Here is a 21,317-nt window from a genome sequence, read left to right on the forward strand (position 1 = left end):
CTGCCCCGGTGACGGACTTCAGTCCTTCAGGTCCGCGGGTAGGTCCTCGTCAGGAGGAGTCGCCCGGCGGCGGCCGGGTCGCCTGCCGCGCACCCCGCGTCCACGAGATAGGCGTCCACCCGGTGGGGGTCCCCCGGGTGCGGCAGCACGAGGAGATAGGCGTCGACGCCCTGGTAGGTGCCGCGTTCGGCGGCGAGCGGCGCTTCGGAACGTCCGGTCGCGCCCTGGACGCACGGCGGGACGGGAGGCGTCCGCCGGTCGCCCGGGGCGACTCCCTGGGAAGGAGGGGTGTCCTGCGTCCCGAGGGTGTTGTTCTGCTCCTGGGGGGCCTGCGGGTTCGGCGGCACGGCCTTGTCGCCCGGCCCGGAGGACGCCAGGAGCCGGCTGACCGTCTTCTGCAGGCTCCTCGCGGAGTACGTGTCCCCACCCGACGGTTCGGCGGCCGTGCTGGCGGTCTCGTTCCGGGTGCCGGCGTCGTGGGCGGGGGAGCCGCTGAGGTCGGTGAAGAGGAAGATTCCGAGCGCGCAGGCGGCGGCGCCGGCCAGGCCGGTGAGCACGGCGATCCGCCGGCGGGCACGGCGGCGCCCGGGTCCGTTGGGGCCGACCGGGTGACCGGGCGGCCGGCGGGTGGGGGACGCCGTCGGCGAGGCGGGCGATGTTTCACGTGAAACATCGCTGCCCGTCGTACTGGGGCGCTGATCGGGGGCGGACCCGGCCGGGGGACGGCTCGCGTCGAGGAGCGCCTCGGCCGCGAGGGCCGCGTCGATCCGTCCGGCGATGTCGGCGGGCATCCGGGCGGGCCCGGGGAGGGTGCCGAGCAGGGCGCGGATCTCGTCGAGGGAGGCGCGGACGTCGGCGCAGAGCGCGCATTCGGCGAGATGGCGGCGGATCTCGGCGGTGCGGGACGGGGAGAGGAGTCCTTCCGTCAGGTCGGAGATCTCCGCGACGTCCGGGTGCCGGATCGTCCCGGTCGTGCCGGGCATGCCAGTCGCTGGGGTCACGGTCGTCCACCTCCGCCCTTCACAGCGTCTGGGTCTGGGTGCCTGGAGTCTGCCGCTGGTGTGACGGGCGGACCCGGCGTCCGGTTCCTTCCCCGCTCCGAGGTGCTGTTATCCGCGGCGGGGGTGCGCAGATGAGTGAGCAGCGGGACGAGTTTCGCCCGGCCGCGGGCGCAGCGGCTCTTGACGGTCCCGCTGGGGACATCGAGGAGGCGGGCTGCTTCGGCGACGGGGTAGCCCTGCATGTCGACGAGGACGAGGGCGGCGCGCTGCTCGGCCGGGAGGGTGCCGAGAGCGGCCAGGAGCTGGCGGTGGAGCTCTTGGCGCTCCGCGGGTGCCTCAGCCGACTCGTGCGGCTCCAGGAGCCGCTCCAGGCGGTCCGTGTCGTCGAGGGGCGAGGTCCGTCGCGAAGCGGCCTTGCGGGCACGGTCGAGGCAGGCGTTGACCGTGATGCGGTGGAGCCAGGTGGTGACCGCGGAGTCGCCGCGGAAGGTGTGGGCCGCCCGGTACGCGGATACCAGGGCGTCCTGTACGGCGTCCGAGGCCTCCTCGCGGTCGCCGAGCGTACGCAGGGCCACGGCCCACAGCCGGTCGCGGTGGCGCCGCACGAGTTCACCGAATGCGTCGGGGTCGCCGCCCACGTGCCGGGCGAGCAGGTCCGCGTCTGTCCAGGGCTCCGTACGGGGGGATCCCCGGTCGTCGCCGGCCGTCGCGTCGCGCATCACACCTCGCCTCCCGGAGGGAGATTACGGCTTGGTCGGGGGAAACACGAGGGTCCGCCGTGCCGGTGGCACGGCGGACCTCGCGGCGCCCGGGCGGCCTAGGAGCCCGGGCCGAGGACCTTGATGTCGGTGATTCCGCCCCGGTAACTCTCAGCGCTCTCGGACGGCAGGCTGGTGATGTGGATCAGTACGTACCGCGTGCGGACCGGGACGTCCAGGGCGGTCGTGTGGGTCTTGGGCACGACCTTCGACTCGGCGAGCGGCTGGGCGAACTGGGAGAGGGACGAGGGCGAGGTGACGTCGGCCGAAGCGGCACGGATCTGGAGTTCCTGACCGGCGGCGTAGAGGTTCAGCTCGACGCCCGTCACCTCCACGACCTGGCCGAGGTCGACGATGATGCCGCTGCCGGCCCTGCGGTTGGGCAGGTTGCCGAAGTTCGGGAAGTTGTCGTACCGGGGCGTGACCCAGCTCGTGTCCGGGTTCCCGTCCACGGCGTGGGGTGCGCCCTTGGGCTCCAGCGGGTCGCCGTTGGGTGCGAAGACCGAGGCTCCGGTGATGCCGAGCTGCTTGCTCGGCCCCCGCTGCTTCGGCGTGTCGCCCGTGTTCGAGGACGGTGACGGGTTCGGCCCGTTGTTGCCGCCGTTGCTGTGGTCCAGCAGGGTGTCGGCCAGCTGCCAGCTGCCCAGCCCGAGAGCGGCGATGAGCAGGGCGGCGACGCCCCACTTCAGGGCGCGCCCGGTACGGCTCTGCAGCGGGGAGGGCGGTGGGACGACGGTGACGACCTGCGGGGAGGTGATCCCGCCGGGGGGCGTCGGACGGCCGTAACTGCCCTGCTGGTAGGTCGTGTGCTGGTACTCGGGCGGGGCGGTGAACGCGGGCTCCGGCGGCTTGATGCGGGGCATGGCGGCGACCGCCTTGGCCAGCTCCTCCGGGGTGGTGCAGGCGGGCTCCTGACGGGAGGCGGTGGCCCCGTCGTTGGCGAGGGCGCGCATGGCGAGCTCGCCCAGACCGCGGTGGACACCGGCGCGGACCTGGTCGGGGGCGATGAGGCCGACCCCCTTGGGCAGACCGGTCAGACCGTAGGCGTCGGTCTCGTAGGGCCAGCGCCGGGTGAGAGCGGCGTAGAGGAGCGCGCCGATCGCCTCGGTGTCCGCCTGCTGCGGGGTCTCGCTGGTGATGCCGCGCAGCGCCGCGTTCACCGCGAGTCCGCGGATGCGGTACTGGCCCGTGGACGTGCGCAGTATCGCGCTGGGCGTCAGGCGCAGGTGCGCGAGTCCCTCGCGGTGCGCGGCCGCCATGGCCTGGGAGACCTGGCTGACGAGCTGGTAGGCCTCGTGGGCCTCCAGGGGGCCGGCGGCGAGATGCGCGGTGAGTTCGGTGGCGTCGGGCAGCCATTCGTGGACGACGTAGACGAGGTCGTTCTCCTCGACGGCGTCGAGCACCTGGACGAAGCGCGGGTCGCCGAGGAGGGCGGAGGAGCGGGCCGCGGCCAGGACGGAGCGGGCGCGCGGGTGGTCGGCGGGCAGCAGGTGGACACCCACCGCGCGGCGCAGCTTCTCGTCCATCGCGCGCCAGCTGCTGAACCCGTCCACACGGGTGACGCACTCTTCGAGCCGGTAGCGTCTGGCGAGCTTGTGGCCGCTGTGCAGTTCGGGTGCGGCCGCGGGGGGCGCGGCCTTGCGTTCGCCGTCCTTTTCGGTCATGGGTCCGTCCGCGGCTCGTGCGTTCTGGGTGTCCACCCCGTCGGCCGTGGCCTTGGCCGCTCCTGCGGCCAGCGGCTCGTCGCCGCTGTTGTCGGCCACGTCGACGGCAGCCGTACTACGTTCCGCCACCGTCGTTCCCGCCTCCCCATCCGTTACGCGCTGTCGGCCAGTCTGCGAAGCCAAGCCAATTGTGCCCACAGTCCGACGCTCTTCACGACACACGACGGGGTACTGACCGGTCGGCCTGTACGCCGATCAGCGGCCCAGTCGTCCCCGGACCATACCGACCATCGCGTTGAGTTCCTCGATCCGCATCCGCTTGGCGGCGATGAGGAACACGGCGGCCAGCGCGATCCCGCCGGCCACCAGGGCGGTGGCGGAACCCAGGACTCCACTGCCGAGCCACCGGGTTGTCCCGTACGCGGCGGCGCCGGCCACGGCGGCGGCCGGAACACAGGCGCCGGTGAGGCGGGCGTACGTGCGCATCACGTGGCCGCCGTCCAGGTCGCCGCCGAGGCGGGTGCGCAGGCGGCGCCAGGCGACGCCCACGCCCACCGCGTAGCCGAGGCCGTAGGCGGCCGCCATGCCGACCACCGCCCACCGGGCGGGGAGCAGGAAGAAGGAGGCCGCGGAGCCCGCGGCGTTGACGGCCGCGACGATGACGGTGTTGTAGAACGGCGTCCGGGTGTCCTCGTAGGCGTAGAAGCCGCGCAGGACGACGTACTGGACGGAGTACGGGATGAGGCCGAGGCCGAAGGCCATCAGCACATAGCCGATGTTCTGGGCGCCGGCGCCCGAACCGGCGTACAGCAGGGTGGCCATGGGGACGCCGAGGGCGAGGAACGCGAAGGCGCAGGGCACGATCGCGACCGCCGAGGTACGCAGTCCGTAGGAGATGTCGTCGCGGACGGCGGCGGCGTCGCCGTCGTGGGCGGAGCGCGAGATGCGGGGCAGGACGGCCGTCATGACGGAGACGGTGATGATGGCCTGCGGCATCTGCCAGAGCAGCAGTGCGTAGTTGTAGGCGGTGATACCGGTTCCGGGATGCCCCTGCTTCTCGGCGACCGAGCCGGCCCAGGTGGCGAGCTGGGTCACGACGACGAGGCCGATCTGGTTGGCGAGGACGAAGAAGAACGTCCACTTGGCCAGTCGGGCGGCCTTGCCGAGCCCGTGGCCCTTCCAGTCGAAGCGAAGGCGGGGGCTGAATCCGGCGTCGCGCAGGTAGGGCAGCATCGCGAGGGCCTGCACGGTGAGGCCCAGCAGGGTGCCCAGGCCGAGCAGGCGCACGCCGTCGGCGGTGACGGTGGCCGCGTTGACCCCGGAGGTGGTGAACCCGCCGAAGGCCCAGATGAAGGCGCCGAAGGTGGCGATGACGACGATGTTGTTGAGGACGGGGGTCCACATCATCGCGCCGAAGCGGCCGCGGGCGTTGAGGATCTGACCGAGCACCACGTGGACGCCCATGAAGAACATGGTGGGCAGGCAGTAGCGCGCGAAGGCGACCGCCACGTCCATCTGCTGGGGGTCCGAGGCGATCTTCGGCGACATCATCGTGATGAACACGGGTGCGGCGAGGACGCAGACGGTGGTGATGGCGGCCAGCAGCACCACGACGAGCGTCAGCAGCCGGTTGGCGTAGGCCTGGCCCCCGTCGCTGTCGTTCTTCATGGCCCGGACCAGCTGCGGGATGAAGACGGCGTTCAGGGCGCCGCCGCCGACCAGCACGTAGATCATCGTGGGCAGGGTGTTGGCGATCTGGTACGTGTCGTTGAACGTTCCGACGCCGATGGCGCCGGCGATGACCAGGGTCCGCAGGAAGCCGGTGATACGGGAGACGATCGTGCCGGCGGCCATCAGCGCGCTCGACCTCAGCAGCCCCGCGGCCCGGCCGGCGGGCTTGCTCGGGGCCGGCGCGGCGACGGGAGCCTCCTCGGCGGGGGTGCGGGGCGCCGCCTCCTGGTCCCGGTAGAGGTGGGCGAACGCGTCGGGCTCGGGCTGCTCGTCCGCGGCCCGGGTGACGAGCGAGTCCACGCCCACGAACTGCGTGGTGGTGGCGTGGTCGCCGTACGGCAGGTGCCGCGAGGGCCCGTCCGGCTCGGGCGGCGGGGTCTGCGCCCAGACCCGCGGGTCCGGGGCGTACGAGGGCGCGGCCGGGGCCGCGTACAGGGGGCCCGCCTCCTGGTAGGTACCGGGCGGCGGCGGGGGGTGGGAGGCGCGGTCGTAGAGGACCTCCGCGACGGGGTCCTGGGCGGACAGGTCCTGCGACCGGTACGGGTCGTATTCGTAGGCGTCCTGGACATACGGGTCGTGGTCCGGCGCGGGCGCCTGCCCGGGCACCGGAGTGCCCGCGGCAGTGCCCTGGGCGGGTGCGGGCCCACCGGTGCTCTGCGCACGGTCACCGTCGTACGGCGCGTTCATCGAAACCCCACCTCATCGTCCCCAGGCCGACCGGCCACGGCGTCGCTCAACGGTCCACTGTCTCACCCGTGCCGGACGGGTCCGTGCTTTGCGGTCCGGTGTCCGGGGACTCGTCACTCTGCTGCGTGCTCTCCTCGGCGGCCGCACGCGCCGCGACGCGCTTGCGGCTCGCGTACATCTTGATGCCCGCCAGGACGAGCAGGAGCACACCGCCGGCGATGACCAGCATGACGGTGGGGGTGATCTCGGTGGCCTCGACGGTGAACTTGCGTTCCTTGCCGTAGGGGACGCCGTCCGTGGTGAAGAGCTGGGCGGTCACCAGCACCGGCCCGCTCGCGGTGGCGTTGGCGGTGAACTTCACGGTCTGGCTGTGCCCACCCTGGACCGTGACCTCCTGCTCCGCCTGGCCGCTCCTGCCGAACATCAGGCGGGTGGGATTGGCGGACTTCACCCGCAGCACGAGACCGTGGACGTCCTGGACCAGGCTGTTCTGGACGCTGACGGGAATCGTCGCGCTGTGCCCGGAGAGGGTGGCGTCCGACTTGGGGACGACCTTGACCTTCTCGGTCAGGCTGATCAGGTAGTCCTGCACCTGGTTCCGGTAGCGCCGGGCCTCCTCGGGACGGCCGCGCCAGGAGGTGGACATCTCACGGTTGGTGGTGTTGCCGAAGGGGATCTCGACCCGGTCGGGGGCGGCGAGGATCACCTTGAAGTGATCGAGGGTGTTCTGGGTGGTGCGGATCTGCTCGAAGGCGGCCACCGGCAGCTCCTGCTTGCGCAGGGCCTCGGGGTACTGGCCGGCGCCCGGTACCTGGGTGGCCGCACCGGGGTCGGGCTTGGCGGCGGCCGCGACATCGAGATCCGCCGGCTGGGTCCAGCGGGCGGCCTGGAGGCCGCGTACGGCCGTCGCCATCGTCTGGACCTGGCTGGCGCTGGGCATCCGCTGCGGGGCGACGACGAAGCTGCGCTGCTCGTCGGTCTTCTGCAGGTTGAGGGCGAGGCTGTGCGCGAGGAACTGCTGCACGGCCAAGGTGGAGTTCGCGGCGTTCAGCATGTCGCCCTCGAAAGCCGTCGAGAGCTCGGCGTCCGCCACGACCGCCGTGGTGCCCGATCCGATGGGCCGGGCGGCCGAGGGGGTGTAACCGAGGGCCCCGGTCTCCGAGAGGCTGTCGCTGCGGGTGAGGACGTTGTGGGCGCCGGCCGAGGTGGCGACGTTGACGATCGCCGGGTCGATCGCGCCGTCCACAGGCCAGGAGAAGTCGGTGGAGGCGGGGACGTGCAGGACCGTCTCCACGGCCTGCTTCGCCTTGTCGGTGGCGGGCCGCAGCTGGCCCAGGGTGCCCGAGACGTCCTTGCCCTGGTGAGCGAGGGAGGCGAGATCGGGGTCGGCGAAGGGCAGGGCGACGACCTTCTTGCCCTGCACGGCGGCTTCCAGGGAGCTCAGCCACTGCTCGGCGACAGCCTTGTTCTTGCCCTGGACCGCCTTGCCGTCCGGCAGGCGCACCCGGTAGCCCTTGGTCATCGCGTCGACCGTGTAGAGCAGGTCGGGGTCGATGACCCAGGTGATCGGCAGTTCCTTGCCGAGCGAGACCATCTGCCCGAGGCGGCCCTGCGGCATGAGCTCCTGGGCGAGCGCGTCGTCGAGGAAGACGGGGGTCTGGACCTCGTCCGAGCCCGTCTCGGCCGTGAGGTGCGTGGTGGAGATCAGCGGCCACAGGTAGGTGAGGTTCGAGCGCTTGGCGGCGGCCTCGGGCTGCCACGGCAGGAACGTCCGCCTGATCCCGAGCACCTGCTCCGAAGGACGGCTGTCGGTCTCACCGGACAGCGAGATCCCGAGCTGGTAGACGCCGTCCTTGTCGAGCTTCAGTTTGTCCACCGGGACCCGCAGGGTGAACTCCCGGCCGATCTTCGAGGGAAGCGCGGGGATCTGCACGGCGTAGGCCGGGTCGACCTCGCCCGCGTCGATGCCGGCCCGGAAGGAGCCGCGCTCCGCCACCTCGTCGATGGAGGACCGGTCCGCCAGCGGAGGGCCCACCCGCAGGCCCACATGGGCGTCCGTGATCGTCTCCGAGCCGTTGTTGACCACGGAGCCGGAGATCGTCAGGGTGTCGCCCTTGACCGGAGCGGCCGGTGTCACGCTCAGCAGCTGGACGTCGACGGCCGAGGACGGAGCCGCCTGGGCCGCTGGGGCGGGAGCGTAGATCAGGGCGGCGAGCACCGGCGTCCCGGCGAGCAGGATCACCGCGCGCCGCAGCCACCGGCGCCGGACAGGGGCGGGCGACGCCCCGTGGATGTCTGCCGCCTCGGCCACGCGCTAGCCCGTCCCTCGAAGTGTCAGTGGTAGTCGTATGTGCGTCCTGGCATGGTAACGAGGCCCGCTGTGCGCGAGTGCCGCCCCTTGCTCCACATGATCGGCGAGCGTGCGTGCGGCGGTGCACCGGGGTCACCGTAAAACGAGGCGGCCCGCGCCGGGCCGGGCACGTACCCTTTTCTGTTGTGCCGAACGCCAACGAAGACAACCCCAGTGCCCTGAGTCAGGTGCAGCGCCGCGCGGTGAGTGAACTGCTGCGGATCGCCCCTGTCGCCGACGAGCTCGGTCGCCGATTCCAGCAGGCGGGCTTCCGCCTCGCCCTGGTCGGCGGGTCCGTCCGCGATGCGCTGCTCGGGCGTCTCGGCAACGATCTCGACTTCACCACCGACGCGCGCCCCGAGGACGTTCTGAAGATCGTCCGGCCCTGGGCCGACTCGGTGTGGGACGTGGGCATCGCCTTCGGCACCGTCGGGGCGCAGAAGACCGCCCGCGTCGGGGACGCCGTACGGGACTTCCAGATCGAGGTCACGACGTACCGCTCGGAGTCGTACGACCGCACCTCGCGCAAGCCGGAGGTTGCCTACGGCGACTCGATCGAGGAGGACCTCGTACGGCGCGACTTCACCGTGAACGCCATGGCGCTGGCCCTGCCGGAGCAGCGGTTCATCGACCCGCACGGCGGCCTGGAGGACCTGGCGGCGGGTGTGCTGCGTACGCCCGGTACTCCGGAGGACTCCTTCTCCGACGACCCGCTGCGCATGCTTCGGGCCGCGCGCTTCGCCGCCCAGCTGGGCTTCGAGGTCGCTCCGGAGGTCGTGGCGGCGATGAAGGCCATGTCCGACCGGATCGAGATCGTCTCGGCGGAGCGGGTGCAGGGCGAGCTGAACAAGCTGATCCTCTCGGCCGGCCCGCGCACCGGCCTGGGCCTGCTCGTGGACACGGGCCTGGCCGACCGGGTCCTGCCCGAGCTGCCGGCGCTGCGGCTGGAGAGTGACGAGCACCACCGGCACAAGGACGTCTACGACCACTCGCTGATCGTGCTGGAGCAGGCGATCGCGCTGGAGGAGGACGGCCCGGACCTGGTGCTGCGGCTCGCGGCTCTGCTGCACGACATCGGCAAGCCGCGTACCCGCCGGTTCGAGAGCGACGGGCGGGTCTCCTTCCACCACCACGAGGTGGTGGGCGCCAAGATGACCAAGAAGCGCCTGACCGCGCTGAAGTACTCCAACGACATGATCAAGGACGTGTCCCGGCTGGTGGAGCTGCACCTGCGCTTCCACGGGTACGGCGACGGCGAGTGGACCGACTCCGCGGTGCGGCGCTATGTGCGTGACGCCGGTCCCCTGCTGGACCGCCTGCACAAACTGACCAGGTCGGACTGCACGACGCGCAACAAGCGCAAGGCCAACGCCCTCTCCCGGACCTACGACGGGCTGGAGGAGCGCATCGCGCAGCTCCAGGAGCAGGAGGAGCTGGATGCGATCCGGCCCGATCTGGACGGCAACGAGATCATGGCCGTGCTGGACGTCGGCCCGGGGCCGGCCATCGGCAAGGCCTACGCGTTCCTCCTGGAGCTGCGGCTGGAGAACGGGCCGATGCAGCGCGACGCGGCCGTCGCCGCGCTCAAGGAGTGGTGGGCCGCGCAGGCCTAGACCCGGGTCCGGTCTATTTTACACGTGAAACATCGACCGGGGACGGCGGTCCGGGGCGATGTTTCACGTGAAACGTCGCCCCTGCCGGTGCAGCATCAGCGCGGTGGCGGCGTACAGGGCGGCCACGGACAGGATGAGCACCACGGAACGCCCATCGGTCGGCAGCACGAGCGAGGCCACGGCCGCGGCGCCCACGAAGGCGACGTTGAACAGCACGTCGTAGAGGGAGAAGACCCGGCCCCGGTAGTCGTCGTCGACCTCGGACTGCACGACGGTGTCGGTGGAGATCTTCGCGCCCTGAGTGGCCAGTCCCAGGACGAAGGCAGCGGCCAGCATGGGGCCGGGGGCGAAGAAGAGGCCGAGGGTCGGTACCAGGACCGCGGCGCCCGCGGCGCAGGCGGTGATCCACCCCAGCGCGCCGAGCCGGGCCACGAGCCACGGGGTGACGAGCGCGGCCGTGAAGAACCCGGCCCCGGAGACGCCGATCGCGAGACCCAGCAGCGCCAGTCCGTCGGACTCGTTGTCCGACCAGGAGTAGCGGCAGAGCATGAGCAGCATGACGGTCAGCGCGCCGTAGCAGAACCGCATCAGGGTCATCGCGGTGAGCGCCCGCGCGGCCTCCCGCCGGGCAGCCAGGTGGCGCAGGCCGGCGGCCATCCCGCGGACGGTGAGGGCCACCCCCTCGATGACCGAGGGATCCCGCCGCCCGGCCGGGTGGTCCGGGCCGAGGAGCCCGGCGGCGAGTCGCAGGGAGACCAGGGCCGCGCACAGGTAGAGGCCGGCTCCGAGCAGTACGGCGAGGGCGTCGGAATCGGACGCGAGCAGCCGTACGACGAAGGCCAGTCCCCCGCCCGCGGTCGCCGCGAGGGTTCCGGCGGTGGGGGAGAGAGCGTTCGCGGTGACCAGCTGGTCGGCTCCGACCACGTGGGGGAGGGAGGCGGAGAGACCGGCCAGGACGAAGCGGTTGACGGCGGTCACGGACAGCGCCGAGGCGTAGAAGAGCCAGTCGGGGACCTGCGCGACGATGAGCATGCCCGTGACGCAGGCGAGGAAGGCCCGCAGCAGGTTGCCGTAGAGGAAGACCTGGCGGCGCCGCCAGCGGTCCAACAGGACGCCGGCGAAGGGGCCGATCGCGGAGTAGGGCAGCAGCAGGACCGCCATCGCCGAGGCGATGGCCGCGGGCGAGGTCTGCTTCTCGGGGGAGAACACCACGTAGGTGGCCAGCGCGACCTGGTAGACGCCGTCCGCGGCCTGGGAGAACAGCCGTACGGCGAGCAGATTCCGGAAGTCCCTGAGGCGCAGAAGTACGCGCAGGTCACGTACGACAGGCATGAGGGAAAGGGTCACACACGCGGAGGGTCCCCGGGCATATTGCCCGGGGACCCTCCGCGGAAGACCAGCCGAAGTCCAGGTGTCCGGAAGGACGCTTGGAGCGCGTGACTAGCGCTCGACCTCGCCCTTGATGAACTTCTCGACGTTCGCGTAGGCCTCGTCGTCGAAGTACTGCACCGGCGGGGACTTCATGAAGTAGCTGGAGGCCGACAGGATCGGACCGCCGACACCCCGGTCCTTGGCGATCTTCGCCGCGCGCAGCGCGTCGATGATGACACCGGCGGAGTTCGGGGAGTCCCACACCTCAAGCTTGTACTCAAGGTTCAGCGGGACGTCGCCGAAGGCGCGGCCCTCAAGGCGGACGTAGGCCCACTTGCGGTCGTCGAGCCACGCCACGTAGTCGGACGGGCCGATGTGGACGTTCTTCTCGCCGAGGTCGCGGTCGGGGATCTGCGAGGTGACGGCCTGCGTCTTGGAGATCTTCTTCGACTCCAGGCGGTCGCGCTCCAGCATGTTCTTGAAGTCCATGTTGCCGCCGACGTTGAGCTGCATGGTGCGCTCAAGACGGACACCGCGGTCCTCGAACAGCTTCGCCATCACGCGGTGCGTGATGGTGGCGCCGACCTGCGACTTGATGTCGTCGCCGACGATCGGGACACCGGCCTCGGTGAACTTGTCGGCCCACTCCTTGGTGCCGGCGATGAAGACCGGAAGGGCATTGACGAAGGCGACCTTGGCGTCGATGGCGCACTGGGCGTAGAACTTCGCCGCGTCCTCGGAGCCGACGGGCAGGTAGCAGATCAGGACGTCGACCTGACGGTCCTTGAGGATCTGCACCACGTCGACCGGAGCCTCGGCGGACTCCTCGATGGTCAGGCGGTAGTACTTGCCCAGGCCGTCCAGGGTGTGGCCGCGCTGGACGGTCACACCGGCGTTCGGGACGTCGCAGATCTTGATGGTGTTGTTCTCGCTGGCGCCGATGGCGTCCGAGAGGTCGAGGCCGACCTTCTTCGCGTCGACGTCGAACGCGGCGACGAACTCGATGTCACGCACGTGGTAGTCGCCGAACTGGACGTGCATCAGACCGGGGACCTTGGCCGCCGGGTCGGCGTCCTTGTAGTACTCGACGCCCTGCACCAGCGAGGCGGCGCAGTTGCCTACGCCGACGATGGCTACGCGAACCGAACCCATTCCGGTTGCTCCCTGTTTGTTCTCGGACGAGGCCTGCGAGATGCAGGCCTCACTTTGCACTTTCGTCGGACGGACCGGGTTGTCGTCTCTGATCCCGTCCCGCCCGCTCGCTCTCGATGAGCTCGTTCAACCAGCGAACTTCGCGCTCCACGGATTCCATACCGTGTCGCTGCAGCTCAAGCGTGTAGTCGTCGAGACGCTCCCGCGTCCGGGCCAGTGAGGCGCGCATCTTCTCCAGGCGCTCCTCCAGCCGGCTGCGGCGGCCCTCCAGGACCCGCATCCGCACTTCTCGTTCGGTCTGACCGAAGAAGGCGAAGCGGGCGGCGAAGGACTCGTCCTCCCAGGTGTCGGGGCCGGTGTGGGAAAGGAGCTCCTCGAAGTGATCCTTCCCCGCCGCCGTCAACCGGTAGACGATCTTCGCGCGGCGCCCTGCGAGTGAAGCCGCCAGAGCGTCTTCCGGAGCGCTGCCCGGCTCTTCGATCAACCAGCCGTTGGCCACCAACGTCTTGAGGCAGGGGTAGAGCGTGCCGTAGCTGAACGCCCTGAACACCCCCAGCGAGGTGTTGAGCCGTTTGCGCAGCTCGTAGCCATGCATGGGGGATTCACGGAGCAGGCCGAGGACGGCGAATTCGAGGATGCCTGAGCGCCTGCTCATCCGCCTGTCCCTCCTCCGACTCTGAGTCGTTATACCGAGCTGATGTATCGGCTCGATACATCCAGACGATAGAACGGGCCGCGTCCAGCGACAAGTGGAGACGTGGTGACCGGCGTCACATCACCAATTCGTACGAGGCAAGTTGCCTGATTTGGGGTGAACTTCGGCACTGTTGGGGTTTTGAGCGTGCGTAGTCTGTGCGCCAGTACACCGGGGGAACCGGAATTCACCTGCCGCTTCCAGGCCACTCGCCTGCCCGAGGAGTAGTCGTTCGATGAGCGAGCACCGCCGCAAACCGCCGCAGCCCCAGGGTGGCGGACGTGCCTCGGCCCGCCGGGCCGACCAGCAGCGCCCCGGCCGGGGCGCCGACGCCCGGCGTGACGTGCCCACGGCGTCACCCAGCGGCCCGTACGCCCCGCAGCCGGCCCCGGGGGGCCGTGCCGGGGCCCGCAGAGCCCAGAGAGGGCCGGCGGCCCGGGGCAGAGGCGCAGGCACGCCCGGCCGCCGCCCGGACAGTCGCCTCATCAACTACCCGCGGTCCGACCGGGACGGCTGGAAGCGCTTCGTACCGTCCTGGAAGCTGGTCGGCGGTACGGTACTGGGCTTCTTCTCGGTGATCATCGCGGGGGCCGGCATCGGTATCGCCATGGTGAACACGCCGAACCCGAACCTGGCGGCGGAGGCGCAGAACAACGTCTTCTACTGGGCCAACGACGAGCAGATGGTCGCGACCGGCGGCTCGATGAACCGCCAGATCGTGCCCATCGAGAAGATCCCCCGTTCGATGAGGGACGCGGTGATCGCCGCGGAGAACGAGTCCTTCGAGACGGACAAGGGCGTCGACCCGATGGGCATCGGCCGGGCCGTGTGGAACATGGCCACGGGCGGTTCCACCCAGGGCGGCTCGACCATCACGCAGCAGTACGTGAAGAACACCTACCTGGACTCCGACCAGACGCTCAAGCGCAAGGTCACGGAGCTCTTCATCGCGCTGCGGCTGGGTGTCTCCGAGGAGAAGGACAAGGTCCTCGCCGGGTACCTCAACACGGCCTACTACGGGCGGGACGCCTACGGAATCCAGGCGGCCGCCCGCGCCTACTTCGGCAAGGACTGCGAGAACCTGACCCCCTCCGAGAGCGCCTTCCTGACCTCCGTGCTCAAGGGCCCCAACCTGTACAACCCGGACGGCGGCATCGGCGCGTCGGCCACGCCCGAAGCCAACGAGGCGCGGGCCAAGAAGCGCTGGGCGTGGGTGCTGGACCGGCAGGTCGAGGTCGGCCGGATGGAGAAGTCCGAGCGGGAGAAGTACAAGGAAGCCGACTTCCCGCCGCGCGTCGAATCCGAGCAGGCCCGCGCGATGTCGGGCCAGATCGGCTACCTGGTCGAGACGGCCAAGCAGTACGTGATGAAGACGAAGGGCATCACCGCCGAGGAGATGGCCCTGGGCGGCTACCAGATCAAGACCACCTTCGAGAAGCCGAGGGTGGAAGCCCTGGTCAAGGCGGTCGAGGACACCCGCAACGACTTCCTCGACGAGAAGAAGCGCCCCACCCTGGACACCTTCGTGCAGTTCGGCGCCGCCTCCGTCGACGTGAAGAGCGGCGCGATCGTGGCCCTGTACGGCGGGCCCGGCTGGGACAAGAAGCACTTCACCAACAACGCCAACACCATGGGTGTCCCGGTCGGCTCGACCTGGAAGCCGTACGTGCTGGCGGCGGCGATGCAGTACGGCACGCAGAACTCCAAGGGCGAGGGCCTCTCGGTCGAGAGCAAGTACCAGGCCGACGACCTCACCGTGATCACCAACCGCCAGGGCAAGCCGCTGTACGACGCGTCCGGCAAGCCGTTCAAGCAGAAGAACGAGAGCCCCGAGGCCTTCGGCTACGTCGACCTGAACAAGGCGATGGAGAAGTCCATCAACGTGCCCTTCGCCCAGCTCGTCTTCGACGTCGGCCACAGCAAGGTCCGCGAGGTGGCGAAGGCGACCGGCATCCTTGAGGAGTCGATGAACCCCAACGACGACGCCTCCTTCGCCCTGGGCACCTCCACCCCGAGCGCCATCCGGATGGCCGACTCGTACGCCACCTTCGCCGCCTCCGGCACGCACCACGAGCCGTACTCGGTGATCAGCGTGAAGAAGAACGGCAAGGACGTCGCCGGTTTCGAGAAGCCCAAGGAACAGCGGGCCATGGACAACTCCATCGCGGACAACGTCACGAAGGTCCTGGAGAACGTCGTCCAGAACGGCACCGGCAAGAAGGCCAAGGCGCTGGGCCGCCCCGCCGCGGGCAAGACCGGCACCACCGACAAGAACAAGTCCGCGTGGTTCGTCGGCTACACCCCGGAGCTGTCCACCTCCGTCACCCTCTTCCGCACCGACCCCAACTCGGCGGAGAAGGAACTGCTCTCCATGAACGGGGTCGGCGGCACCGACTCCATCCACGGTGGCGACATCCCCGCCGTGATCTGGACCGAGTACATGCGCGAAGCGCTCAAGGGCGTCCCGGCCAAGCCGTTCCCCGAGCCCGAGGAGATCGGCGTCACCGCCGACGCCTCCGGCGCCCCCTCCCCCACCCCGACTCCCTCGGCCCCGCCGTCGCCCACCCCGACGCCGACACCGTCGAGCCCCTCACCGTCGCCCACCCCGTCCCCGTCCCGGGGCGGCAAGCCCACCTGCAAGCCGTGGGAGCTGTACTGCGACCCGGAGACCGCCGGCGGGAACACCAACACCGGCACCACGAACGGCGGGGCCGTCGGGGGGAACGACGGCGGACCCTCCGGCAGCCCGTCCCCGACCAGTACGGGCCGGCCCGGCCGACCCACCGGGTGGCCCACCGGAATGGGTGGCTGACCCGCCCGTCACGCGTACCGAGGAAGGCCGTCGCACCCGATGCGGCGGCCTTCCCCCGCGCCCGGCCCCGTACGGCAGGATGAGCCCATGACGAAGGTGCACGAGGACCGCCCCGTACTGCCCACCCAGCAGGACGAGGTCGCCGCAGCGGGCAGTGAGTTCATCGGCGGACCGATGGGCCGCCACGCCCGGCTGGGGCTCCACTGGCTGGGGCCGGTCCGGGTCGTGGCCCTCCTCGCCATCGGCATGTTCGCGCTCGGCATGGTGCAGAAGCTGCCCTGCTACGAATGGGCGTGGTTCCGGGGAGCCGCCTCGCAGTACACCCACGCCTGCTACTCGGACATCCCGCACCTGTTCGCGGTACGGGGCTTCGCGGACAACCTGACGCCCTACTTCGACCGGCTACCCGGCGACATGCAGTACCTGGAGTACCCGGTGCTCACCGGTCTCTTCATGGAGATCGCCTCCTGGCTGACCCCGGGCAGCGGCACCATGCAGCACCGCGAGCAGATGTACTGGATGGTCAACGCCGGCATGCTGATGGCCTGCGCGGCGGTCATCGCCGTCTGTGTCGCCCGTACCCACCGCCGCCGGCCCTGGGACGCGCTGCTCTTCGCCCTCGCCCCCGCATTCGCCCTCACCGCGACGATCAACTGGGACCTCCTGGCCATCGCCCTGACCGCCGCCGGGATGCTGATGTGGTCCCGCGGCCGGACGGTGCTCTTCGGCGTCCTCATCGGCCTGGCGACGGCCGCCAAGCTGTACCCGGTCCTGCTGCTCGGGCCGCTGTTCGTGCTGTGCTGGCGGGCCGGGAAGTGGCGCGCGTTCGGCGCGGCGACGCTCGCCGCGGCGGCCGCATGGCTCCTGGCGAACCTGCCCGTCATGCTCTTCGCCTGGGAGGGCTGGACGAAGTTCTACACCTTCAGCCAGGAGCGCCCCATCGACTTCGGGTCCGTGTGGCTGCTGATCTCCCAGCGCTCGGGCCATCCCCTCGACGACGCCAACACGTACGCCACCGGGCTGATGCTCCTGCTGTGCGGAGCCGTCGGCCTGCTCGCGCTGACCGCCCCGAGGCGCCCCCGCTTCGCGCAGCTCGCCTTCCTGGTCGTCGCCGTCTTCATCCTGACGAACAAGGTCTACTCGCCGCAGTACGTGCTGTGGCTGATCCCGCTCGCCGCGCTGGCCCGGCCGCGCTGGCGGGACTTCCTGATCTGGCAGGCGGGCGAGGTCGCCTACTTCCTCGGGATCTGGTTCTACCTGGCCTACACGTCCAGCGGGGACAAGCACCAGGGGCTCCCCGTGGAGGGCTACCAGCTGGCCATCGCCGCCCACCTGCTCTGCACGCTCTACCTGTGCGCGGTGATCGTCCGCGACATCCTGATGCCCGAGCGCGACGTCGTGCGCCGGGACGGCTCGGACGACCCGTCCGGCGGAGTCCTGGACGGCGCTGAGGATGTGTTCGTGCTGTCGGACGCGGCGAAGGCGCCGCGGTACGCGGCGCCTTCGGAGGGGCAGCGGGTCGACTGGGGCACGGCCCCCCGGGACTGACCCGGGGGACCGGCCGCGATCAGGCCGTGATCAGGCGTCGAGCACCCGGTCGAACTGGGTGGTGGTGTGCCGCAGGTGCGCCACCAGTTCGTCGCCGACCTTGGGCTCGGTCGCGTCCGAGGGCACGAACAGGATGGACACCTGCATGTGCGGGGGCTCCGCGAACCAGCGCTGCTTGCCCGCCCACACGAACGGCGACAGGTTCCGGTTGACCGTGGCCAGGCCGGCCCGGGCGACGCCCTTGGCACGCGGCATCACGCCGTGCAGCGCCTTGGGGGCCTCCAGGCCCACGCCGTGCGAGGTGCCGCCGGCCACCACGACCAGCCAGCCGTCGGAGGCGGCCTTCTGCTGGCGGTAGCCGAACCGGTCGCCCTTGGCGACCCGGGTCACGTCGAGCACCGCGCCCCGGTACTCGGTCGCCTCGTGGTCACCCAGCCACAGCCGGGTACCGATGCGGGCCCGGAAGCGGGTCTGCGGGAACTGCTGCTGGAGCCGCGTCAGCTCCTGCGCCCGCAGGTGGCTGACGAACATGGTGTGCAGCGGCAGCCGGGCCGCCCGCAGGCGGTCCATCCAGCCGATGACCTCCTCCACGGCGTCCGAGCCGTCCGGGCGGTCGAGCGGCAGGTGTAGGGCGAAGCCCTCCAGCCGGACGTCCTCGATCGCCGCGTGCAGCTGTCCGAGGTCCTGCTCGGAGATCCCGTGGCGGCGCATCGAGCTCATGCACTCGATGACCACACGGGCCCCGACCAGACCGCGGACCCCGTCCAGCGAGGACACGGAGCGGATGACCCGGTCGGGCAGCGGAACCGGGTCCTCGCCCCGCCGGAACGGGGTGAGGACGAGCAGGTCGCCGCCGAACCAGTCCTTGATGCTGGCGGCCTCGTACGTGGTCCCCACGGCCAGCACGTCGGCGCCCATCCGGGTCGCCTCCTCGCACAGCCGCTCGTGGCCGAAGCCGTACCCGTTGCCCTTGCAGACCGGGACCATCCCGGGGAACTGGTCCTGGATCTGCTTCTGGTGCGCACGCCAGCGCGCGGTGTCGACGTAGAGCGTGAGCGCCATGCCCGTCCGGAACCTCTCCTGAATGGCTGCGTGGTGCAGCGGTGCGTGGGGTGGGTGGATCTGCGTGGGTCAGCGGCGCGACATGTAGATGTCGAGCGCCTTGTGCAGCACCTTGTTGAGGGGGAAGTCCCACTCGCCGACGTACTCCACGGCCTCGCCGCCCGTGCCGACCTTGAACTGGATGAGACCGAACAAGTGGTCGTTCTCGTCCAGCGTGTCAGAGATCCCGCGCAGGTCGTAGACGCTCGCACCGAGCGCGTAGGAGTCGCGCAGCATGCGCCACTGCATGGCGTTCGAAGGCCGCACCTCACGCTTGTGGTTGGCGGAGGCCCCGTAGGAGTACCAGACGTGCTGGCCGACGGTGAGCATCGTGGCGGCGGCCAGCGGCTCCCCCTCGTGCGTCGCGATGTAGAGGCGCATCCGGTTGGGGTCCTCGGCGTTGAGGGCCGTCCACTGGCGCTGGAAGTAGCTCAGCGGGCGCGGGCGGAACTTGTCGCGCTCCGCCGTGATCTCGTACAGGCGCTGCCAGGTCGGCAGGTCCTCGTAGCCGCCCTGGACGACCTCGACACCGGCCTTCTCGGCCTTCTTGATGTTGCGGCGCCACAGCTGGTTGAAGCCCTTGAGGACGTCGTCCAGCGACCGGTTCGCCAGCGGTACCTGGAAGACGTACCGGGGCTGGACGTCACCGAAGCCGGCGCCGCCGTCCTCGGCCTGCTGCCAGCCCATGCGGCGGAGCTTGTCCGAGACCTCGAACGCGCGGGGCTCGATGACCGAGGCCTCCACGTCGCGCAGGCGCTTGACGTCGGGGTCCTGGATGCCCGCCTTGATGGCGGTCGAGTTCCAGCGCCGGATGACGACGGGCGGACCCATCTTCACGGTGAAGGCGCCCTGCTGCTTGAGGTGCGCCAGCATGGGCTGGAGCCACTCCTCCAGGTTCGGGGCGTACCAGTTGATGACCGGCCCCTCGGGGAGGTACGCGAGGTACCTCTTCACCTTGGGCAGCTGCCGGTACAGCACGAGGGCGGCTCCGACGAGTTCGCCGGAGCCGTCGAACCAACCGAGGTTCTCCGAACGCCACTCGTTCTTCACGTCGGCCCACGCCGGGACCTGGCAGTGGCTCGCCGAGGGCAGGCTCTGGAGATAGCCCAGATGCTGCTCTCGGCTGATGGTCCTCAGGGACAGGCTCATGCGGGGCGTCTCCTCCGGCGGCTTCGCTGGCTATGGCGCGAAGCCTACTGCGACAGGGGCGCCACCCATCTGGGGGACGGGCCGGAGCCCGGGCCGCGGGTCGGCCGGCGCCCTGTCTCGGAGGTCCCCCGGTCAGCCCAGCCAGCCGCCGAAGAGCCCGCCGTGCGCCATACCGAGGAAGAAGCCGAAGGCAGACGCGCCTAGGCCGATGATCAGTGCGAAGCGCTCGCGTGTCGTGACGGAGATGAACTGTCCGTACGCGCCCGTCAGGATCCCGATCAGCCCGGCCCACGAGCTGAGCAGGTGCAGCTGGTGGAAGAAGGCCGTGATGAACGCCACGGCGCCCAGGACCAGGGTGACCGCCATCAGGGTGTCCTGGAGCGGGTGGGGCTTGCCGTCGGTCGCGAGGAGCGAGATGGAGGGTTGGGGCCGCATTGCCTGTGCCATCGGAGGTACCTCCTGGCTGGAGCAGAACGGTGTCGCGGGGCCGCCGCCCGAGGGTTGGGGGCATAGCACCGGGCACACCCGATGGATACAGATTGTGGCCCTCTCCCGCCGGATTTCAACCGGAAGGAGTCGACGGGGTAGTCTGTACGGTCTGCGCGGTGTCTGTTCTCAGGCACCGTGCGGCACGCATCACGACCCTCCTGCCACGGAACGACCGTGGCCGCTGAGTCCAAAGGAGGTGGGTTCCACATGCGTCACTACGAAGTGATGGTCATCCTCGACCCCGATCTTGAGGAGCGCGCTGTCTCCCCGTTGATCGAGAACTTCCTCTCCGTCGTCCGTGAGGGCAACGGAAAGGTCGAGAAGGTCGACACCTGGGGCCGTCGCCGTCTCTCTTACGAGATCAAGAAGAAGCCCGAGGGCATCTACTCGGTCATCGACCTCCAGGCCGAGCCTGCGGTCGTCAAGGAGCTCGACCGGCAGATGAACCTGAACGAGTCGGTTCTCCGGACCAAGGTCCTTCGCCCCGAGACCCACTGAACTTCGGTTCAGCGGTAATCGGGACCGAGTAGCACAGCAGCCCAGCAGCAATCCCCGCCGAGAGGTTCATCCATGGCAGGCGAGACCGTCATCACGGTCGTCGGCAATCTCGTCGACGACCCCGAGCTGCGCTTCACCCCCTCGGGTGCGGCGGTCGCGAAGTTCCGTGTCGCGTCCACTCCCCGCATCTTCGACAAGCAGACCAATGAGTGGAAGGACGGCGAAGGCCTGTTCCTCACCTGCTCGGTCTGGCGCCAGGCGGCCGAGAACGTCGCCGAGTCCCTTCAGCGGGGCATGCGCGTCATCGTGCAGGGCCGGCTCAAGCAGCGGTCGTACGAGGACCGTGAGGGTGTCAAGCGCACGGTCTACGAGCTGGACGTCGAGGAAGTCGGCCCCAGCCTGAAGAGCGCCACGGCCAAGGTCACCAAGACCACGGGTCGCGGCGGCCAGGGTGGGTACGGCGGCGGTCAGCAGCAGGGCGGCGGCGGCGGTAACTGGGGCGGAGCCCCCAGCACCGGTGCCCCGCAGGGCGGCGGAGCTCCCTCCGACGACCCGTGGGCGTCCAGCGCGCCGGCCGGTGGCCAGCAGCAGGGCGGCGGCGGGGGCGGTTGGGGCGGAGGCTCCGGCGGTTCCGGCGGCGGCTACTCGGACGAGCCGCCCTTCTAGGGCAGCTCGCAACCCCACTTCTTGATCACACAG

16 protein-coding genes are annotated in these 21,317 nt (G+C 70.3%); 5 read left to right on the plus strand and 11 right to left on the minus strand.

The window, feature by feature from the left end; genetic code table 11:
• Positions 1 to 26: 26 nt before the first annotated feature.
• The 5 genes from ACFWUQ_RS00515 to ACFWUQ_RS00535 form a co-directional block, all read right to left on the minus strand.
• Complete coding sequence (locus ACFWUQ_RS00515; protein WP_384531157.1) at positions 27 to 1,001, minus strand: hypothetical protein; 975 nt, start codon at positions 999 to 1,001, stop codon at positions 27 to 29.
• Complete coding sequence (sigM, locus tag ACFWUQ_RS00520) at positions 998 to 1,720, minus strand: RNA polymerase sigma factor SigM (protein ID WP_384531158.1); 723 nt, start codon at positions 1,718 to 1,720, stop codon at positions 998 to 1,000. Before sigM ends, ACFWUQ_RS00515 begins: the two co-directional genes overlap by 4 nt.
• A gap of 98 nt (positions 1,721 to 1,818) precedes the next feature.
• On the minus strand, positions 1,819 to 3,552 hold the full coding sequence (locus tag ACFWUQ_RS00525; RefSeq protein WP_384531159.1) for a protein kinase family protein: 1,734 nt from the start codon (positions 3,550 to 3,552) through the stop codon (positions 1,819 to 1,821).
• 126 nt (positions 3,553 to 3,678) lie between these two features.
• Complete coding sequence (gene murJ / locus ACFWUQ_RS00530) at positions 3,679 to 5,841, minus strand: murein biosynthesis integral membrane protein MurJ (protein ID WP_384531160.1); 2,163 nt, start codon at positions 5,839 to 5,841, stop codon at positions 3,679 to 3,681.
• 46 nt (positions 5,842 to 5,887) lie between these two features.
• A complete protein-coding gene (locus tag ACFWUQ_RS00535; protein WP_384531161.1) occupies positions 5,888 to 8,152 on the minus strand; it encodes a DUF6049 family protein in 2,265 nt (754 codons plus the stop codon).
• 185 nt (positions 8,153 to 8,337) lie between these two features.
• Here ACFWUQ_RS00535 and ACFWUQ_RS00540 point away from each other — a divergent pair, with 185 nt between their 5' ends.
• Entirely contained in the window at positions 8,338 to 9,804 is a 1,467-nt protein-coding gene (locus tag ACFWUQ_RS00540) for a CCA tRNA nucleotidyltransferase (protein WP_384531162.1), read from the plus strand.
• Positions 9,805 to 9,867: 63 nt separating this feature from the next.
• Here ACFWUQ_RS00540 and ACFWUQ_RS00545 read toward each other — a convergent pair whose 3' ends face one another.
• The 3 genes from ACFWUQ_RS00545 to ACFWUQ_RS00555 all read right to left on the minus strand — a co-directional run bounded on the left by ACFWUQ_RS00545 (position 9,868) and on the right by ACFWUQ_RS00555 (position 12,982).
• Positions 9,868 to 11,136 (minus strand): MFS transporter, encoded by a 1,269-nt coding sequence (locus ACFWUQ_RS00545; protein WP_384531163.1) that lies wholly within the window; start codon positions 11,134 to 11,136, stop codon positions 9,868 to 9,870.
• A gap of 108 nt (positions 11,137 to 11,244) precedes the next feature.
• Positions 11,245 to 12,327 carry an inositol-3-phosphate synthase gene (locus ACFWUQ_RS00550; RefSeq protein ID WP_384531164.1) on the minus strand — a complete coding sequence of 361 codons (1,083 nt, stop codon included), beginning with the start codon at positions 12,325 to 12,327 and terminating at the stop codon, positions 11,245 to 11,247.
• A 49-nt stretch (positions 12,328 to 12,376) separates the two neighbouring features.
• On the minus strand, positions 12,377 to 12,982 hold the full coding sequence (locus tag ACFWUQ_RS00555) for a helix-turn-helix transcriptional regulator (protein ID WP_384531165.1): 606 nt from the start codon (positions 12,980 to 12,982) through the stop codon (positions 12,377 to 12,379).
• Positions 12,983 to 13,256: 274 nt separating this feature from the next.
• On the opposite strand from ACFWUQ_RS00555, the gene ACFWUQ_RS00560 reads away from it, so the two are divergent.
• A complete protein-coding gene (locus ACFWUQ_RS00560) occupies positions 13,257 to 15,833 on the plus strand; it encodes a transglycosylase domain-containing protein (protein ID WP_384531166.1) in 2,577 nt (858 codons plus the stop codon).
• Positions 15,834 to 15,920: 87 nt separating this feature from the next.
• Entirely contained in the window at positions 15,921 to 17,381 is a 1,461-nt protein-coding gene (locus ACFWUQ_RS00565; RefSeq protein WP_384531168.1) for a glycosyltransferase family 87 protein, read from the plus strand.
• Positions 17,382 to 17,411: 30 nt separating this feature from the next.
• On the opposite strand, the gene ACFWUQ_RS00570 is transcribed toward ACFWUQ_RS00565, so the two are convergent.
• The 3 genes from ACFWUQ_RS00570 to ACFWUQ_RS00580 all read right to left on the minus strand — a co-directional run bounded on the left by ACFWUQ_RS00570 (position 17,412) and on the right by ACFWUQ_RS00580 (position 20,078).
• Positions 17,412 to 18,443 carry an alanine racemase gene (locus ACFWUQ_RS00570; RefSeq protein WP_384531169.1) on the minus strand — a complete coding sequence of 344 codons (1,032 nt, stop codon included), beginning with the start codon at positions 18,441 to 18,443 and terminating at the stop codon, positions 17,412 to 17,414.
• Positions 18,444 to 18,512: 69 nt separating this feature from the next.
• Positions 18,513 to 19,631, minus strand: a complete 1,119-nt coding sequence (locus ACFWUQ_RS00575; RefSeq protein WP_384531171.1) for a lipid II:glycine glycyltransferase FemX — start codon at positions 19,629 to 19,631, stop codon at positions 18,513 to 18,515.
• A gap of 132 nt (positions 19,632 to 19,763) precedes the next feature.
• Complete coding sequence (locus ACFWUQ_RS00580) at positions 19,764 to 20,078, minus strand: hypothetical protein (protein ID WP_384531173.1); 315 nt, start codon at positions 20,076 to 20,078, stop codon at positions 19,764 to 19,766.
• Positions 20,079 to 20,327: 249 nt separating this feature from the next.
• Here ACFWUQ_RS00580 and rpsF point away from each other — a divergent pair, with 249 nt between their 5' ends.
• On the plus strand, positions 20,328 to 20,618 hold the full coding sequence (gene rpsF, locus ACFWUQ_RS00585) for a 30S ribosomal protein S6 (RefSeq protein ID WP_006604399.1): 291 nt from the start codon (positions 20,328 to 20,330) through the stop codon (positions 20,616 to 20,618).
• Positions 20,619 to 20,690: 72 nt separating this feature from the next.
• The gene (locus tag ACFWUQ_RS00590; RefSeq protein ID WP_384531174.1) at positions 20,691 to 21,284 is read left to right on the plus strand and encodes a single-stranded DNA-binding protein; all 594 of its coding nucleotides are present in this window, start codon (positions 20,691 to 20,693) and stop codon (positions 21,282 to 21,284) included.
• Positions 21,285 to 21,317 lie beyond the last annotated feature (33 nt).

Origin of the sequence: Streptomyces sp. NPDC058662 (genome assembly GCF_042716255.1) — a bacterium.
Classification (GTDB): Bacteria; Actinomycetota; Actinomycetes; order Streptomycetales; family Streptomycetaceae; genus Streptomyces.

Bases quoted from the DNA above. Each gene is read 5' to 3' on its own strand.
- ACFWUQ_RS00570 (WP_384531169.1), bottom strand. From the start codon at position 18,443: ATGGCGCTCACGCTCTACGTCGACACCGCGCGCTGGCGTGCGCACCAG.
- murJ (WP_384531160.1), bottom strand. From the start codon at position 5,841: ATGAACGCGCCGTACGACGGTGACCGTGCGCAGAGCACCGGTGGGCCC.
- ACFWUQ_RS00590 (WP_384531174.1), top strand. From the start codon at position 20,691: ATGGCAGGCGAGACCGTCATCACGGTCGTCGGCAATCTCGTCGACGAC.
- ACFWUQ_RS00545 (WP_384531163.1), bottom strand. From the start codon at position 11,136: ATGCCTGTCGTACGTGACCTGCGCGTACTTCTGCGCCTCAGGGACTTC.
- ACFWUQ_RS00550 (WP_384531164.1), bottom strand. From the start codon at position 12,327: ATGGGTTCGGTTCGCGTAGCCATCGTCGGCGTAGGCAACTGCGCCGCC.
- ACFWUQ_RS00560 (WP_384531166.1), top strand. From the start codon at position 13,257: ATGAGCGAGCACCGCCGCAAACCGCCGCAGCCCCAGGGTGGCGGACGT.
- ACFWUQ_RS00555 (WP_384531165.1), bottom strand. From the start codon at position 12,982: ATGAGCAGGCGCTCAGGCATCCTCGAATTCGCCGTCCTCGGCCTGCTC.
- ACFWUQ_RS00565 (WP_384531168.1), top strand. From the start codon at position 15,921: ATGACGAAGGTGCACGAGGACCGCCCCGTACTGCCCACCCAGCAGGAC.
- sigM (WP_384531158.1), bottom strand. From the start codon at position 1,720: ATGCGCGACGCGACGGCCGGCGACGACCGGGGATCCCCCCGTACGGAG.
- ACFWUQ_RS00575 (WP_384531171.1), bottom strand. From the start codon at position 19,631: ATGAGCCTGTCCCTGAGGACCATCAGCCGAGAGCAGCATCTGGGCTAT.
- rpsF (WP_006604399.1), top strand. From the start codon at position 20,328: ATGCGTCACTACGAAGTGATGGTCATCCTCGACCCCGATCTTGAGGAG.
- ACFWUQ_RS00580 (WP_384531173.1), bottom strand. From the start codon at position 20,078: ATGGCACAGGCAATGCGGCCCCAACCCTCCATCTCGCTCCTCGCGACC.